This is a genomic window from Pseudomonas sp. 22526 (genome assembly GCF_052044735.1).
GTDB classification, from domain to species: Bacteria; Pseudomonadota; Gammaproteobacteria; order Pseudomonadales; family Pseudomonadaceae; genus Aquipseudomonas; species Aquipseudomonas piscium.
Window position 1 is genome coordinate 4,460 of the sequence record NZ_JBQENK010000037.1, and the last position, 13,832, is coordinate 18,291.

Consider the following 13,832-nt stretch of genomic DNA (forward strand, 5'->3'; position numbering starts at 1 on the left):
CCTCGCTCCTACGGAGTCGTGTCGCACCTGATGGCGATTTCTTCCAAACGCCAATCTACCTCGCCCTCTGGCGGATTACCCGTGGTGATGACAACCGTCGATCAGAAGGGTGGGCCTCACTTGGTGGTGTAGCCGCCGTTGATCAGCAGGGTCTGGCCGGTGATCCACCAGCCGTCGGTGACCAGGTGACGGATGAAGGGCACCACGTCCCCGATGTCGGTCAGGCCGGTCTTGCTGAAGCCGGACAGCGCCGCGGCGGTCTTGTGGTAAGCCACGGCGTCCGCGCCTTCGGCCGGGTAGAAGAACGGTGTGTCCATCGGTCCCGGGCCCACGGCGGTCACCGAGATGCCGCGGGCGCCGAACTCCTTGGAGGCGGCGCGGGTGAAGTGTTCCACCGGTGCCTTGGCCCCGCCGTAGGCGGCATAGAAGGGCGTGTAGGCGCCGAGCAGCGAGGTCACCAGCGTCACCAGCTTGCCGTGGTCTTCCAGGTGTTTGCCGGCTTCCTTGATAAAGAAGAACGCGCTCTTGGAGTTGACTGCGAACATGTCGTCGTACTCGGCTTCGCTGATCTCGACTATGGGTTTTTTCAGGACCTTGCCCACGGTGTTGATGGCGATGTCGATCTTGCCGAAACGGGCCTTGGCGTCGCTGAAGAGTTTCTCCACGGCCGCGGCGGTGGTCAGGTCGGCCTGCCAGGCCTGGGCGTCGACGCCCAGGTTCTTGATCGCCGCCACGGTCTGCTCGGCGTCGGCCTTGCTGGCGCTGCTGTTGTAATGCACGGCGATGGCCTGCACGCCATGGGCGGCCAGGTCCCGGGCGATCAGGCCGCCCAGGTTCTTCGCGCCACCGGCGATCAGTGCGACTTTGTTTTTCAGAGAGTGGTTCAAGGAATGGTCTGCCATGGAAAAGCTCCTTCAGCCTGTGAGGTGAAGGCTCAGTCTAAGCAGCCGTTAGTCAGGGATAAGCCCGGTCAATCTGGATGGATTGTCCAGGAAAAATGCCCAATCCCGGCTGCTGCGCAGAACCGGGATATCGCTACAATCGATTCTTTTTTCCCGGAGCCTTACCCATGAGCGCATCCCACCGTCGTCAGGTGCCCCTGACCAAGGCCTACCGTCTGCTCAACCATGGGCCGACCGTGCTGGTCAGCGCCGCCCATGGCGGCCAGCGCAACATCATGGCCGCGGCCTGGGCCATGCCCCTGGATTTCGAACCGCCGAAAATCGCCGTGGTGCTCGACAAATCCACCTGGACCCGCCAACTGCTGGAAGCCTCCGGCACCTTCGTGCTCAACGTGCCGTGCGCCGCCCAGGTCGATATCGTGCAGACCCTGGGTTCCACCTCGGGCCTGGAGCTGACCCGCGACCAGGGCCGCGACAAGTTCGAGCTGTATGGCCTGCCGACCTTCGCCGGCGAGCTGATCGACGCGCCGTTGCTCGATGGCTGCGTGGCCTGGCTGGAATGCCGGCTGCTGCCGGAGCCGGACAATCATGAACGCTACGACCTGTTCCTCGCCGAAGTCATCGCCGCCCAGGCCGACGACCGGGTGTTCAGCGACGGCCGTTGGCATTTCGCCGGGCACGATGCCTTGCGCACCTTGCACCATGTGGCGGGCGGGCATTTCCTGACAATTGGCGACCCGCTGGACGGCAAGACCCTGCCATCCCCCCAAGGAATGTCGTAACCCCCGTAGCCCTGTAGCCGCTGCCGAGCGAAGCGAGGCTGCGATAGGTCCGCAGGACCTCTTGCGGACTCAAGAGCGGCGCCTGCTGCGCAGTCGATCGCAGCCTCGCGGTGCTCGGCAGCGGCTACATGGGGCACGCGATCGATGTAGCCGCTGCCGCAGGCTGCGATAGGTCCGCAGGACCTCTTGCGGACTCAAGAACGACGCCTGCTGCGCAGTCGATCGCAGCCTCGCGGTGCTCGGCAGCGGCTACACGGGGCACGCGGTCGATGTAGCCGCTGCCGCAGGCTGCGATAGGTCCGCAGGACCTCTTGCGGGCTCAAGAGCGGCGCCTGCTGCGCAGTCGATCGCAGCCTCGCGGTGCTCGGCAGCGGCTACACGGGGCACGCGGTCGATGTAGCCGCTGCCGCAGGCTGCGATAGGTCCGCAGGACCTCTTGCGGGCTCAAGGGCGGCGCCTGCTGCGTAGTCGATCGCAGCCTCGCGGTGCTCGGCAGCGGCTACAGGCGGCGACAGGCGGATTACCAGCTGACGGTGTTCAGGGCGTCGGCGAAGACTTTGAGTTTGGGCGAATACTGGCGCGACGGCGGGTAGACCAGCGACAGCGCCCGGCTGCGCCCGGAGAAGGCTTGCAGGATCGGCACCAGGCGGCCGTCGGCGAGGGCGTCCTCGACGGCGAAGTTCATCAGTTGAGCGATGCCGAAACCACCCAGCACACCGTCCACCAGCGCGTCGCCGATATCGAAGATCAGCCGGCTGGGCACGCTGACATCGCGCACCTTGCCGTCGAGCATGAACTGCCAGTCCACCAGGCGTCCGCTGCGCAGGTTGCGCACGGTCAGGCAGTTGTGCCGTTGCAGTTCTTCCACGGTTTGCGGCGTGCCATGGCGCGCCAGGTAGGCCGGTGACGCCACGGTGACCCAGCGCAGCGGCGCCAGGGGCCGGGCGATCAGGCGCTGGTCCTGGATCTCGCCGGTGCGCAGGATGGCGTCGAAGCCTTCGTCGACGATGTCCACCAGGCGATCGGTCATCACCGCCTCGATGCTCAGGTCCGGGTATTGCTCGGTCAGGCGGCCGATCAGCGGCATCACCACCTTGCGCCCGAACAGCGACGGCGTGCTGATCTTCAGCAGCCCGGTGGGCGAGTCGCGGCGGTCCAGCAGCAGGCTTTCGGCCTGCGCCAGTTCGGCCAGCAGTGGCGCGGCGCGCTCCACCAGCAGCTTGCCGTCCGGGGTCAGGCTGACGCTGCGAGTGTTACGTTGCAGCAGGCGCACGCCCAGTTGTTGCTCCAGGCGCGAAATGGCCCGCGACAGGCCGGACTGGGTCAGCCGCAGATCGCCGGCGGCACGGGTGAAGCTGCGGGTCTCGGCGACCCGGACCAGCAAACGAACGGCGTTCAGATCCATGATTAAAGTCATCACTGAAAGAGCAATGACGGTATTTATCATCTAATCGGCATCAAAGAAACTGAGGGTCCTTGATTCACCCCCCTTACTTTTCACACAAGGACTCGACGCGATGCCCGCCACCTCTTCAGCCAGGCCCTCAGGCTGGATGCTGCTCCTGCTGGCCTGCGCGCAGCTGATCATCGCCCTGGACGCGACCATCGTCTTCGTCGCCTTGCCGGAGATTGGCAGCCACCTGGGTTTTTCCGCGCAACAGCTGCAATGGGTGGTCAGTGCCTACAGCGTGGCTTTCGGCGGCTTTCTGCTGCTGGGCGGCCGGGCGGCCGACCTGTTGGGCAAGCGCCGTTTCTACATCGTCGGGCAAAGCCTGTACGCCCTGGCTTCGCTGGCCGGCGGCCTGGGTGGCAGCGCGTTGCTGCTGGTGCTGGCGCGGGCGGTGCAGGGTGTCGGCGGGGCCATGTTGTTCCCGGCGACACTGGCGCTGATCAACAGCCATTACGCCGAAGGACCGGCGCGCAACCGGGCGTTCGCGGTGTGGAGCGCGGCCTCGGCGGCGGGACTGGCCCTGGGCGCGCTGCTGGGGGGCGTGCTGACCCAATGGTGGGGTTGGGAAGCGGTGTTTCTGGTCAACGTACCCCTGGCTGGCGCCTGTGCCTTGCTGGCCCGGCGCTGGATTCCGGCCGATGGCGAGCGTGAGCGTGGTCGGCGTTTCGACCTCGGCGGCGCCTTGACCGTGACGGTGGGCGGCACGTTGCTGGTGTTCACCATTGTCCAGGGGCCGGAATGGGGCTGGAGCGCAACGGCGACCCTGGGTTGCGGGGCGCTGGCGCTGCTCCTGCTCGGTGTGTTCGTCTGGATCGAACAGCGTGGCCATGACCCGCTGATGCCGTTACGCCTGCTGGCCCACCGCGAGTTGCGCCTGGCGATGTTTCTCACGGCCCTGTTCATGAGCAGCTTTGGCGTGCAGTACTACTTCCTCGCGTTGTACTTCCAGCAGGTCTACGGCTACAGCGTGCTGCAAAGCGGCGTGGCGTTTTTGCCGGCAACGCTGCTGTGCACCCTGGGCATCTGGCTGGCCGAACGTTCGTTGTTGCGCTTCGGGCTGCGGGCGACCCTGGTCAGCGGTCTGCTCTTGGGGGCGCTGGGTATTGGCGGGGTGTATGTGGCGCTGCCCGACGGGGCAGGGTTCTGGAGCCTGATGCCGGGCATCGTGGTGCTGAGCATCGGCCAGGGCATGACCTGGACCGCCATGTGGGTTTCGGCCGGGCAGGGCATCGCGCCAGGTGAGCAGGGCGTGGCGGCGGGCATTGCCTCCACCAGCCAGCAGATCGGCGGGGCGCTGGGGCTGGCGCTGCTGGTGTCCCTGGCCAACGCCGGGTTGGGTGGTTCGCAGGCCGCTGGCATCGAGCAGGCGGTGGGCGCCAGCGCCTTGCTCGCTCTGCTGGGGGCGCTGCTGGCCTTGCGTTTGCGGGTGCCGACGGCCCAAGGCCTGGCGGCGGCGGCCGAACGCGGTTGAGGTTGTAGCCGCTGCCGAGCAACGCGAGGCTGCGAACGAGGACGCAGTCCTCGCCAAACCTGCACATGCGGTTTGCCTTGAGGAATGTATTGCCCGTATTTACGGCCGCTGCGCTGCCGATCGCAGCCTCGCGTTGCTCGGCAGCGGCTACAGGGTGAGTCAGCGTGAGAGCTCAGATCCACACATCATTGGCCGCTGTGCGTTCGCCACCTTCTTCGCCGGTGTTGCGCACGCCCTTGGGTTCGATCAGCAGCAACTTGACCTCCTGTGCGGCGTACGGCTTGTGTTTCACGCCCTTGGGCACGACAAACATCTCGCCCTGGTTGATCGTCACCTGGCCGTCGGCAAAGTCGATGCGCAACTGACCTTCGAGGACGATAAAGGTCTCGTCGGTGTCCGGGTGGTCGTGCCAGATGAAGTCCCCTTGCAGCTTCACCAGTTTGAACTGGTAGTCGTTCATCTCGGCGATGACACGGGCTTGCCAGTGGTCGTCGAACAGGCCGAGTTTGTAGGCGAAATTCAGGCTCTGGTAAGTGATGGGCGCGGTGTTGGCTGGGTTCATGGTGCGGCTCCGTAGAGAGGTGATCGGGCCTCTACGGTAATCAGCGCGGTGCTGCGGTTCTTGTACGATTGTGCGTGCCGGCGGCGTTCAGCGGCCGTGCATTTTCAGCCAGCGGGCCGGCGGCAGGCCGTAGGTTTTGCTGAACTGCCGGGTCATGTGGCTCTGGTCGGTGAAGCCGGCCAGCAGCGCCGCGCTGACCAGCGACTGGCCTTGCAGCAACAGGGCCCTGACCAGGTCCAGGCGGCGCATGGTCAGGTAGCGATAGGGGCTGGTGCCGAACAACAGGCGAAAGTCCCGCGACAGGCTCCAGCGGTCGCGACCGCTGTGGGTGGCCAGTTCGTCGAGGCTGATGCTCTGGTCCAGGGCGCTGTGCATATATTCCCGCGCGCGTTCCGCGGCCTGATAGTCAAAGCGCTGCGCCGGCCGGGAAACTCCGGAAACGGCATTCAGTGCATGGGCCAGATCGAACAGCGCGTCTTCCTGTTCCAGCGGGTCCAGCGGGCTTTCCATACCGCGCAGCAAGGTGTCGGTGGCGGCGAACAAGCGTGGGTCGGTAGACAGGCCGTTCTTGATGAAGGGCAGCGGCTGGCCGCCGAGGATCTGCTGGATCAGCGCCGGCTCGATATAGAGCATGCGGTAATGGAAACCGTCCTGGGTGCCGGCTTCGCCGTCGTGGACTTCATCCGGGTGCAGGACCATGGTCCCGCCCGGCAGGTTGTGGCGCCAGCCGCCGCGGTACTGGAAGCTCTGTACCCCCGACAGCGTGCGGCCGATGGCGTAGGTGTCGTGACGGTGCAGGTCGTAGCCATGACCGGCGAAAAACGCCTCGATACGCTCCAGCCCTCGGGCGGGAGGCGCGCGGTGAACCCAGTCTTTACGGGGGGCGGGCTTGCCCATGGAGCTGTCCTCGACAACAACCTCAGGCCAGTACGGTAACCCAGGAGGGTGCAGCTGTCTTCAGCGCGTCATCCGCCCGTTTTCTCGGCCTGTTTGCCAAGGGTGCCGAACTCGATCGGTGTCTTGATGTAGAACAGGGCGATGTCCTCGGTCTCCAGGCGTTCGAACAGCCGAGTGCATTCCTCTGCGGTGAGCGCCAGGCGGACCTCGATGGGTTGGTCGGCGAGTTCGAAAAAGTGCGCGGAGTGCAACCGACCGGTGTGGCCGAAGCCTTCGATAGCGGTGCCCATGGTCGCGCCGCGCAGGCCCAGTTCATTGGCCAGGTCGACGAGCCAGTCACCGACCATCTTGCCGTGGTAGCGGCGATTTTGCTGGGTGAAGAAAATCACCAGGAAACCGTTCATGAGCGTTCTCCAATGGCCTCCATTACTTTCAGCATAGTCTCGGGGTAGGGTGGGGGGCCCCTATGTCTATGGTCATTCCGCTGGACGTGATGCTGGACCGGCGCAAGGTCAAGTCTCGCGACCCTGGACGCGATCTGCCAATACCTGGAGTTTCAGCCGGGCGACCTGTTGATCCATGAGCCTGAGGTGGAGTAGCGTCAGCCTCCCTTCACGCGATAAAGGCAGTCTGTGTCATGGCGCTTGAACATTTGCTGTATGCCGGCCCGCTGCTGTCGCTGGCATTGCTCTGGACCGTGGCCGTGGTCACGCCGGGGCCGAATTTCTTTACCACGGCGCAATTGGCCGCCAGTTGCTCGCGTCGGCATGGCATGACCGCCGCACTGGGCGTCGCCACTGGCACCGTGCTCTGGGGGCTGGCCGGCGGCCTGGGGATCAAGTCGCTGTTCAGCGCGGCCCCGGCCTTGTACCTGGCCTTCAAGATCGCCGGCGGCTGCTACCTGATCTACCTCGGCCTGAAGCAGTTCAGGTGCAAGCCGGCGCCGACCGGCGCTGGCAATGGCTTGCCTGGCGAACCGGGCCGTAGCCTGTTCTCGGCCTATCGCCTGGGCTTTCTCGGCAACATGACCAACCCCAAGTCGGCGCTGTTCGTCGCCACCATTTTTGCCACCTCGATGCCGGCATCACCGCCGCCGTTGCTGCTGGCCCTGGCCGTGCTGACCATGGCCTCGCTGTCGTTCATCTGGTACTGCTGCGTCGCGCTGTTTTTCGCCAGCAATCGGATGGCTGCCGTCTATGCTCGTTCGCGCAAATGGCTGGACCGCTTTGCCGGCAGTTGCTACCTGCTGTTCGGCGCCCATCTGGTGGCCAATCGCTGAGACCGGGACCGGGCGCATTACATGGATTTTCAGGGTCAGGAGACAGGACATGAGCTTCGCTTTTCGCCCCGTGCAGGATCGGGATATTCCACGGATCTGCGGTTTTGCCCGTAATCCCGGCGAGCTGTTTTTCTTTTTTCCGGCGGCCACCTGGCCGCTGACCCATGAGCAACTGCGCGACTCCATTGCCCAACGCTCTGATTCGACGGTGATCGAACGGGACGGCCAGGTGCTGGGTTTCGCCAACTTCTATCAGTGGGAAACCCAGGGCACCTGCACCATCGGCAACGTCATCGTCGATCCCGAGGCCCGCGGCGCGGGCGTCGCCGGGCAGCTGATCGGCGAGATGCTGCGCATCGCCCGGGACAAGCACCAGGCCGCGCAGGTGACCCTGTCCTGTTTCAATGACAACGTGGCGGGCCTGCTGCTGTATCCGAAGCTGGGGTTCGTGCCATTCGCCATCGAAGAGCGCCGGAACAAACAGAATCAGCGGGTGGCGCTGATCCACTTGCGACATCATCCGGCTTGAGTGGTCCGACTCTCCGGTGAACCACTTTTTTAACGGGAACAAAGCATGAGCAAGCTGCGGGTCGGGATTATTTTTGGTGGCCGTTCGGCCGAACATGAGGTGTCGCTACAATCGGCGCGCAATATCGTCGATGCGCTGGATCGCGAACGCTTCGAGCCGGTGCTGATCGGCATCGACAAGAACGGCCACTGGCACCTCAACGACACCTCGAACTTCCTGATCAACCAGGAAAACCCGGCGCTGATCGCCCTCAACCAGTCCAATCGCGAACTGGCGGTGGTGCCGGGCAAGGCCAGCCAGCAACTGCTGGAAACCTCCAGCCAGGAACTGCTGGGCCACGTCGATGTGATTTTCCCCATCGTCCACGGCACCCTCGGCGAAGACGGCTGCCTGCAAGGCCTGCTGCGCATGGCCGACCTGCCGTTCGTAGGCTCCGACGTGCTGGGTTCGGCGGTGTGCATGGACAAGGACATCAGCAAGCGCCTGCTGCGCGACGCCGGCCTGGCGGTGACGCCCTTTATCACCCTGAACCGTGCCACCGCGGCACGCACCGGCTTTGCCCAGGCGCAGGGCAAGCTGGGCCTGCCGATGTTCGTCAAACCGGCGAACCAGGGCTCGTCCGTGGGCGTGAGCAAGGTCACCAGCGAGGCGCAATACCACGCCGCCATCGAGCTGGCGCTGAGCTTCGATGAAAAGGTCCTGGTGGAATCGGCGGTCAGTGGGCGCGAGATCGAATGCGCGGTGCTGGGCAACGATCAGCCGATCGCCAGCGGTTGCGGAGAGATCGTGGTCGGCAGCGGCTTCTATTCCTACGACAGCAAATACATCGACGACCAGGCGGCCCAGGTGGTGGTGCCGGCGGACCTCAGCGAGGAAGTCAGCGAACGCATTCGCGCCCTGGCCGTCGAGGCGTTCCAGGTGCTGGGTTGTTCGGGGCTGGCGCGGGTCGATGTGTTCCTGACCCAGGGTGGCGAAGTGCTGATCAACGAGATCAATTCGCTGCCCGGTTTCACCCGCATCAGCATGTACCCGAAGCTGTGGCAGGCCGCGGGCATGACCTACAGCGAACTGGTCAGCCGCTTGATCGAACTGGCGCTGGAGCGGCATGCGGCGCGCCAGGCACTGAAAATCAGCCGCTGAATTCTGGAGTGAAAAATGAGCGTTACCACTGAAGCGTCGCAGTACCTGTTTTCCTACGGCACCTTGCAGGACAAGGCTGTGCAACTGGCCAATTTCGGTCGTGAACTGGAGGGGCGCGCGGACGCGCTGCCGGGGTATGAACAGGCCTGGGTGGAGATCACCGACCCCGAGGTGCTGGCCACCAGCGGCAAGACCCATCACCCGATCCTGCGCCCGGGCAGCGCGGCCAGTGCGCCTATCCCGCGCATCACCGCCCAGGAGCTGGCTGCGGCGGACAGCTACGAGGTGGCGGACTACAAGCGCGTAAGCGTGGTGCTGCAGTCCGGGATCGAGGCGTGGGTGTATGTGAGCGTTTGAGGCGCCGGGCTCAGTTCACAGTCGTGGCCATGTAGTACAGCATCGTGCTCCACAGCGCTGCCCCGATGGCCATGAACACATAGTTGATCGGGGTGAACCGGGCGTTGCTTTCGCCCAGCGGGTCACCGGCGGCTGCGTTGAGGCCGCGCTGACCCTTGAAGGTCACCAGCGCCTGGATCGGCAACAGCACCAGGCTGGCGATATCCAGCGACAAACTGTCGGGATTCCTTCTGGACATGCCATCGATGCCGTGGCTGATCAGCAGTATCACTACGAACTGCGAAGCCAGGTCCCACGGCAGCCAGTCATGGCGGCGGCCGCTTTTCTTGATCAGGGTATTGGCTTCGCGGTACAGCGCGTGGGTGTAGAACAGCATGAGTACTGCCCGGGCGATGGGCCACATGGGCTGCCCGCTGGCCTGCTTGAACTGCTGCCAGTTCTTGTAGGCCCAGTACAGCAGGTAGAGGCCGAAGGTCAGCATGAACAGGGTCATGAACTTGGTCTTGGACACTACGTAGAAAGGGCGCTGCACTTCGCTGGCAGTGGCCAGTTCGGCTTGAGGCGGGGCATAGAGCTTGTCAGACACGATCATTCCTTTGTGGGTCTACAGGGCGCGCAAGATTAACCCGGTGTGACGCCCAAGACCTATCGCGATAAATCTGAAGATGCGGTTTCAGGCCCGCCCTATCCAGGAATACTGAAAGGACTTTTCTTCGCCCCGGTGGCCGCGGCGGCGATAGCTGGCCAGGGTCGGGCTGGAACAGTAGGTGCAGTGCTCGCAGTGTTCGATCTGTTCATCGCTGATGCCCGCCACGCGCAGCAGGTTCAGGGCATAGCCGCTCAGGTCGAACCACAGCGAATCCGGCCGGGTCGGTGGCGGCGGGGCAATCTCCGGAGGCAGCCGTGGCGCGGGGCGCTCCTGGCTCCAGGGTGCCTGTTCCTGCGACCACAGGTGGCCTTGGGTGGCCGACAGGGTGTCGATGAAATCCGGGCTGACTTCGTAGCAGCAAGGCTTGATCGAGGGGCCGAACGCCACGCGCAACTGATGGGCGGCGATGCCCTTGGCGGCGAAGCGTTGCAGCACATTGTCGATGATGCCGCCGTGCAGGCCTTTCCAGCCGGCATGCACCGCGGCGACCCATGAGGCGTCTTCACTGCTGATCAGCAGCGGCAGGCAGTCGGCGGTGATCACCGCTATAGGCCGGCCGGTGCGGGTGAACACCGCGTCGCCGCGGATGATGCCGCTGGGCAGCGTGGTGCTGGCCTCGACCACCTCGCCGGTGTGGGCCTGGGAGCAGAAGAACAGGTTGGCAGGCAGTGGTGCCCCGATCCGAGAAAACTCGTGACGGATGCCTGGTATCTGCTTCAACACTGGCGCCTGGAAACTCATCGGACCTTCGCTCTGTTGCTGTGGATGAGCTACAGAGCATAGCGGGATCATGAGTCCTTTTGCTGACAGAGAGCTGTCAACTGGTCGACAACTCGTCCGATCGTGGCATCAGTTTTTCAGCGGGATATAGAGTTCGACCACGCTGTCCGGGTGCATCGGCCCGAAAAAACGCTCCCCGGTGTACTCGAATTCCACCCCTTCATCGGCCCGCATCCCGGCGGCCGGCAGCCATTCGCTGTAGGCGGCGCGGAAGGTTTCCGGCAGGGTCTGCACCGTGCCCCGATGCTCGACCCGGGCGTATTGGCGGGCGGGGATTTCCAGTTCCACCATGCCTTCCACCAAGGGCGCCTCGGCGCTGACCGGCAGCCCAGCGACATAACGCCACTGGCCGTCGCTCAAAGGCTGGCAAATACCGTAAGTGCCGACCGGCTCGGCCAGGCGCTGAATCTCCTGCTCCCGTGGCTCGAAGCGCTGCCACAGCTCGGCAATCGACCCCTGATCATCCTGCTGCCAGGCCACGCCGATGATGCGCTGCGCCGCCAGCGTCACCCGCACCGGTGTCTGCGGTGCCGGTAGGCTGCGTTCGGGCTGCGCCAGATAACGCTGCAACTGGCCGAGCACGTTCTGGCTGCGGGCGATCTGCGTTTCCAGCTCACCGGCATGGGCCTGCAACGCCTGGCGCAGACTCAACACACTGTGCAACGCACCGCTGTCCGCCAGCCCGCGAATCTCCTCCAGCCCCATGCCCAACTGCCGCAACCAGACAATGCGCCCCAAGGTGCCGATCTGCTCCGGCTTGTAATAGCGATAACCGTTGTCTTGCCCGGTTAGCGCCGGGGTAAACAGACCGATGCTGTCGTAGTGGCGCAAGGTCTTGGTGGTGAGGCCATGGCAGCGGGCCATTTGACCGATGGTGAGCATGCAAACGTCCTTTTTGTGGTGAGGGTCGAGCGGCACTTTAGGGGTTTACCTAGGGGCAAGCTCAAGGCTGTTCCAGGGTATTTTTTCAAGTATCCAAGAATCTTTCAGAGAAGTCTGGAGGGTAAATAGGCGCGGGATGACAGCCAGATTAGATTGGTAAATCTATAAGGCAGAGCTGCTGAGAAGAAGGCTCGGTGCCAAGTAAGGAGCGGTAATGTTTTTTTTCAGGAAGCTGAACCGGACCCGGATCTGGCAGTTTTGGGGCGGGCTCGATGCGCTCTATTTGTTGTGGTACGTCTCGAGTAGCACCCGGCTGGGCAAGGTTCCGTTCTGGGATGACCTGGCCGTGGCGACTGAAGTGCTCAAAGATCATGGAGCCGCTGCTTTGGTTATGGTGATGATCAATTGGGGTTTGCAGCTATCGATAGTCGTCAGCGCTTTCCTGTTTCTGTTTCAGCGCAAAGAAGCCAAGTGGCTGGGGCTTGCGCAGATCCCTTTGCGCTTGGTGTTTGTCGTGCCGTCTTTTTCAGTGCTTCTGATCGGCGCGTATTTTTTTCCGAACTACAACCCGCTGATGATGTTGGGGGTGATAGTGCTCTCTGAAATCGTCAAAGGCTGGAGTTTATGCGCGATCAGGAATGACCCCCGCTAAGGGCGAGGGTGCAAGGCCTGAATCAAGAACCACTCAGACCGACTTCACCGGCTTGATCAGGCTCTCGGCGGGGATGCCGAACAGTTGGTGCAGCTTCCAGATCATTGGCAGGGTCAGGGCGCGTTTGCCGTTGAGCACTTCGTAGACCCGGTTGGTTCGGCCAATGGCCGGGGCCAGGTCGGCGGCCGACAGGCCCGATTGCTCCATGCGGAACTTGATGGCATCGATCGGGTTGGGCAGGTCTACCGGGAACTGCTTGGCTTCGTAGGCTTCGATCAGGGTGATCATCACGTCGAAGTAATCACCCTCTGCGGTGCCGGGCTCTGGCTCGTTATCGAACAGCACCGACACCTGCTTGAGTGCCGCGCGGTAATCCTGGTCGGTGTGAATGGGGCGAATCTGCATGCTCGTTACTCCATTTCAACGCTGTCGGCGTCGATGGCATCGTACTGCTGGTGAGTGCCAACGAACTTGATGTAGAGGGCGCCAAAGCGATAAGCCACGGCCACTACCAAGCGGTAGTCATTGCCTTTGATGTTGAACACCACGCGACGGCTTTTAAGAATGCTCGCGCTGCAAAACTGGTCCTTGATCTGCGCCGGGTTGGACCAGCTGGCATTGCGCGCTTCATCGATCCAGGCCAGAAGCGGTTGTTCGACATCCGGGTGCTTTTCCCAGAACGTCTTCAAATGACTGACGGCGATAATCCTCATGGTTCGAATCCTAGTCCCGCTCTGGGACTTAAGCAAGGGAGTGAGAGAGGAAGGCGATGGACGGACAGTCATCGAGGCTACCCGTCCCGCAGGTGTTGCTCAGTGCCGATCAACGCCTGCTGTCATCGCGGTGTGCACATCATCCATCACCGCTTTACCCATCTCACCCAGGTAATGTGCCGCCCAAGCATAGCGGTCCGCCTGCGGTTCCATGGCCGCGTCCAGGGTCAACTGTTTTGCCAGATGTAGCAGCAACGAGGCGTGTTCCAGGGCATCGGCCAGGGGGACGTCGGCGTTGACCCGCAGCAGCGGGCGTTTGCCTTCGCCACAATTGGCAAAGGTTATTTCGCCGAGGGTGTGCAGGGAGGAAGGGGACGGATTGAGGGTGTGTTTCATGGTGACGAATCCTTTCGTTTGAGGGGATCACCACCGTCTGCCGCCAAGCAGATTAGGGTGGCGAATTGCACAAGGTTGGCGGACCGGCACGAAAGGAACCGGCACCCCCGAAGGGGTCCCTGCGCAATTCGCCATGACACAGAAATGCGGGCACAAAAAAAGCGCCTGCATTTGTGTTTTGGCGCTGTTGCGCCTTTCGTGGTTCGGGCCGCCAAGCCCGTTCGCTGATATTGCAGCGACGGGGCGAAGAATAGCGGGCGGGGAAGAGCGTCGCAACGGCATTGCTGCGACATTCTGTGACTATGAGAAACATATCAGTCAAAGGCACATCGGCCCCTGTAGCCGCTGCCGAGCCTGCGAGGCTGCGATAGGACCGAAGGTCCGCCAGCGG

General features: G+C 63.3%; 19 protein-coding genes. 8 read left to right on the forward strand and 11 right to left on the reverse strand.

Translation table 11 applies throughout. From position 1 onward, the window contains the following. Positions 1-116: 116 nt before the first annotated feature. Positions 117-902, reverse strand: coding sequence for an SDR family oxidoreductase (locus ACTJKT_RS30665; protein WP_440790302.1), 786 nt, complete (start codon positions 900-902; stop codon positions 117-119). 167 nt (positions 903-1,069) lie between these two features. On the opposite strand from ACTJKT_RS30665, the gene ACTJKT_RS30670 reads away from it, so the two are divergent. Next, a complete protein-coding gene (locus ACTJKT_RS30670) occupies positions 1,070-1,684 on the forward strand; it encodes a flavin reductase family protein (RefSeq protein WP_440790304.1) in 615 nt (204 codons plus the stop codon). A gap of 520 nt (positions 1,685-2,204) precedes the next feature. On the opposite strand, the gene ACTJKT_RS30675 is transcribed toward ACTJKT_RS30670, so the two are convergent. After that, complete coding sequence (locus tag ACTJKT_RS30675) at positions 2,205-3,089, reverse strand: LysR family transcriptional regulator (RefSeq protein WP_440790305.1); 885 nt, start codon at positions 3,087-3,089, stop codon at positions 2,205-2,207. A 112-nt stretch (positions 3,090-3,201) separates the two neighbouring features. On the opposite strand from ACTJKT_RS30675, the gene ACTJKT_RS30680 reads away from it, so the two are divergent. Beyond that, the gene (locus ACTJKT_RS30680; RefSeq protein ID WP_440790306.1) at positions 3,202-4,605 is read left to right on the forward strand and encodes an MFS transporter; all 1,404 of its coding nucleotides are present in this window, start codon (positions 3,202-3,204) and stop codon (positions 4,603-4,605) included. A 172-nt stretch (positions 4,606-4,777) separates the two neighbouring features. Here ACTJKT_RS30680 and ACTJKT_RS30685 read toward each other — a convergent pair whose 3' ends face one another. The 3 genes from ACTJKT_RS30685 to ACTJKT_RS30695 all read right to left on the reverse strand — a co-directional run bounded on the left by ACTJKT_RS30685 (position 4,778) and on the right by ACTJKT_RS30695 (position 6,468). After that, on the reverse strand, positions 4,778-5,167 hold the full coding sequence (locus ACTJKT_RS30685) for a cupin domain-containing protein (RefSeq protein ID WP_440790308.1): 390 nt from the start codon (positions 5,165-5,167) through the stop codon (positions 4,778-4,780). Between the two features lie 87 nt (positions 5,168-5,254). Continuing rightward, positions 5,255-6,064 (reverse strand): AraC family transcriptional regulator, encoded by an 810-nt coding sequence (locus ACTJKT_RS30690; protein ID WP_440790310.1) that lies wholly within the window; start codon positions 6,062-6,064, stop codon positions 5,255-5,257. Between the two features lie 68 nt (positions 6,065-6,132). After that, complete coding sequence (locus tag ACTJKT_RS30695; protein WP_440790312.1) at positions 6,133-6,468, reverse strand: DUF190 domain-containing protein; 336 nt, start codon at positions 6,466-6,468, stop codon at positions 6,133-6,135. A gap of 132 nt (positions 6,469-6,600) precedes the next feature. Here ACTJKT_RS30695 and ACTJKT_RS30700 point away from each other — a divergent pair, with 132 nt between their 5' ends. The 5 genes from ACTJKT_RS30700 to ACTJKT_RS30720 are packed head-to-tail and all read left to right on the forward strand — an operon-like array spanning position 6,601 to position 9,369. Beyond that, on the forward strand, positions 6,601-6,663 hold the full coding sequence (locus ACTJKT_RS30700) for a hypothetical protein (protein ID WP_440790334.1): 63 nt from the start codon (positions 6,601-6,603) through the stop codon (positions 6,661-6,663). Positions 6,664-6,701: 38 nt separating this feature from the next. Beyond that, the gene (locus tag ACTJKT_RS30705; protein WP_440790314.1) at positions 6,702-7,343 is read left to right on the forward strand and encodes a LysE family transporter; all 642 of its coding nucleotides are present in this window, start codon (positions 6,702-6,704) and stop codon (positions 7,341-7,343) included. Between the two features lie 49 nt (positions 7,344-7,392). Beyond that, positions 7,393-7,872 carry an N-acetyltransferase family protein gene (locus ACTJKT_RS30710; protein ID WP_440790315.1) on the forward strand — a complete coding sequence of 160 codons (480 nt, stop codon included), beginning with the start codon at positions 7,393-7,395 and terminating at the stop codon, positions 7,870-7,872. Between the two features lie 45 nt (positions 7,873-7,917). After that, positions 7,918-9,012 carry a D-alanine--D-alanine ligase gene (gene ddlA, locus ACTJKT_RS30715; RefSeq protein ID WP_440790317.1) on the forward strand — a complete coding sequence of 365 codons (1,095 nt, stop codon included), beginning with the start codon at positions 7,918-7,920 and terminating at the stop codon, positions 9,010-9,012. Between the two features lie 15 nt (positions 9,013-9,027). After that, entirely contained in the window at positions 9,028-9,369 is a 342-nt protein-coding gene (locus tag ACTJKT_RS30720) for a gamma-glutamylcyclotransferase family protein (protein ID WP_440790319.1), read from the forward strand. Positions 9,370-9,379: 10 nt separating this feature from the next. Here the strand turns inward: ACTJKT_RS30720 and ACTJKT_RS30725 are convergent, their stop codons facing one another. The 3 genes from ACTJKT_RS30725 to ACTJKT_RS30735 all read right to left on the reverse strand — a co-directional run bounded on the left by ACTJKT_RS30725 (position 9,380) and on the right by ACTJKT_RS30735 (position 11,680). Next, on the reverse strand, positions 9,380-9,955 hold the full coding sequence (locus ACTJKT_RS30725; RefSeq protein ID WP_440790321.1) for a hypothetical protein: 576 nt from the start codon (positions 9,953-9,955) through the stop codon (positions 9,380-9,382). Between the two features lie 87 nt (positions 9,956-10,042). Continuing rightward, complete coding sequence (locus ACTJKT_RS30730; RefSeq protein WP_440790323.1) at positions 10,043-10,759, reverse strand: polyphenol oxidase family protein; 717 nt, start codon at positions 10,757-10,759, stop codon at positions 10,043-10,045. Positions 10,760-10,867: 108 nt separating this feature from the next. Beyond that, on the reverse strand, positions 10,868-11,680 hold the full coding sequence (locus ACTJKT_RS30735) for a MerR family transcriptional regulator (protein ID WP_440790324.1): 813 nt from the start codon (positions 11,678-11,680) through the stop codon (positions 10,868-10,870). Between the two features lie 214 nt (positions 11,681-11,894). On the opposite strand from ACTJKT_RS30735, the gene ACTJKT_RS30740 reads away from it, so the two are divergent. Next, entirely contained in the window at positions 11,895-12,332 is a 438-nt protein-coding gene (locus tag ACTJKT_RS30740) for a hypothetical protein (protein WP_440790326.1), read from the forward strand. Positions 12,333-12,365: 33 nt separating this feature from the next. Here ACTJKT_RS30740 and ACTJKT_RS30745 read toward each other — a convergent pair whose 3' ends face one another. From ACTJKT_RS30745 to ACTJKT_RS30755, 3 genes are all read right to left on the reverse strand, one after another. After that, positions 12,366-12,737: a helix-turn-helix domain-containing protein gene (locus tag ACTJKT_RS30745; protein ID WP_440790328.1), complete on the reverse strand. Its 372-nt coding sequence runs from the start codon at positions 12,735-12,737 to the stop codon at positions 12,366-12,368. 5 nt (positions 12,738-12,742) lie between these two features. Then, positions 12,743-13,045, reverse strand: a complete 303-nt coding sequence (locus ACTJKT_RS30750) for a type II toxin-antitoxin system HigB family toxin (RefSeq protein ID WP_440790330.1) — start codon at positions 13,043-13,045, stop codon at positions 12,743-12,745. Between the two features lie 99 nt (positions 13,046-13,144). After that, positions 13,145-13,441: a DUF3077 domain-containing protein gene (locus tag ACTJKT_RS30755; protein ID WP_440790332.1), complete on the reverse strand. Its 297-nt coding sequence runs from the start codon at positions 13,439-13,441 to the stop codon at positions 13,145-13,147. Positions 13,442-13,832: the final 391 nt, after the last annotated feature.

Excerpts from the sequence above, each read along its gene's own strand:
- ACTJKT_RS30730 (WP_440790323.1), bottom strand. The coding sequence starts at position 10,759 with ATGAGTTTCCAGGCGCCAGTGTTGAAGCAGATACCAGGCATCCGTCAC.
- ACTJKT_RS30745 (WP_440790328.1), bottom strand. The coding sequence starts at position 12,737 with ATGCAGATTCGCCCCATTCACACCGACCAGGATTACCGCGCGGCACTC.
- ACTJKT_RS30665 (WP_440790302.1), bottom strand. The coding sequence starts at position 902 with ATGGCAGACCATTCCTTGAACCACTCTCTGAAAAACAAAGTCGCACTG.
- ACTJKT_RS30710 (WP_440790315.1), top strand. The coding sequence starts at position 7,393 with ATGAGCTTCGCTTTTCGCCCCGTGCAGGATCGGGATATTCCACGGATC.
- ddlA (WP_440790317.1), top strand. The coding sequence starts at position 7,918 with ATGAGCAAGCTGCGGGTCGGGATTATTTTTGGTGGCCGTTCGGCCGAA.
- ACTJKT_RS30740 (WP_440790326.1), top strand. The coding sequence starts at position 11,895 with ATGTTTTTTTTCAGGAAGCTGAACCGGACCCGGATCTGGCAGTTTTGG.
- ACTJKT_RS30675 (WP_440790305.1), bottom strand. The coding sequence starts at position 3,089 with ATGGATCTGAACGCCGTTCGTTTGCTGGTCCGGGTCGCCGAGACCCGC.
- ACTJKT_RS30705 (WP_440790314.1), top strand. The coding sequence starts at position 6,702 with ATGGCGCTTGAACATTTGCTGTATGCCGGCCCGCTGCTGTCGCTGGCA.
- ACTJKT_RS30690 (WP_440790310.1), bottom strand. The coding sequence starts at position 6,064 with ATGGGCAAGCCCGCCCCCCGTAAAGACTGGGTTCACCGCGCGCCTCCC.
- ACTJKT_RS30720 (WP_440790319.1), top strand. The coding sequence starts at position 9,028 with ATGAGCGTTACCACTGAAGCGTCGCAGTACCTGTTTTCCTACGGCACC.
- ACTJKT_RS30735 (WP_440790324.1), bottom strand. The coding sequence starts at position 11,680 with ATGCTCACCATCGGTCAAATGGCCCGCTGCCATGGCCTCACCACCAAG.
- ACTJKT_RS30680 (WP_440790306.1), top strand. The coding sequence starts at position 3,202 with ATGCCCGCCACCTCTTCAGCCAGGCCCTCAGGCTGGATGCTGCTCCTG.
- ACTJKT_RS30670 (WP_440790304.1), top strand. The coding sequence starts at position 1,070 with ATGAGCGCATCCCACCGTCGTCAGGTGCCCCTGACCAAGGCCTACCGT.
- ACTJKT_RS30695 (WP_440790312.1), bottom strand. The coding sequence starts at position 6,468 with ATGAACGGTTTCCTGGTGATTTTCTTCACCCAGCAAAATCGCCGCTAC.
- ACTJKT_RS30685 (WP_440790308.1), bottom strand. The coding sequence starts at position 5,167 with ATGAACCCAGCCAACACCGCGCCCATCACTTACCAGAGCCTGAATTTC.
- ACTJKT_RS30750 (WP_440790330.1), bottom strand. The coding sequence starts at position 13,045 with ATGAGGATTATCGCCGTCAGTCATTTGAAGACGTTCTGGGAAAAGCAC.
- ACTJKT_RS30755 (WP_440790332.1), bottom strand. The coding sequence starts at position 13,441 with ATGAAACACACCCTCAATCCGTCCCCTTCCTCCCTGCACACCCTCGGC.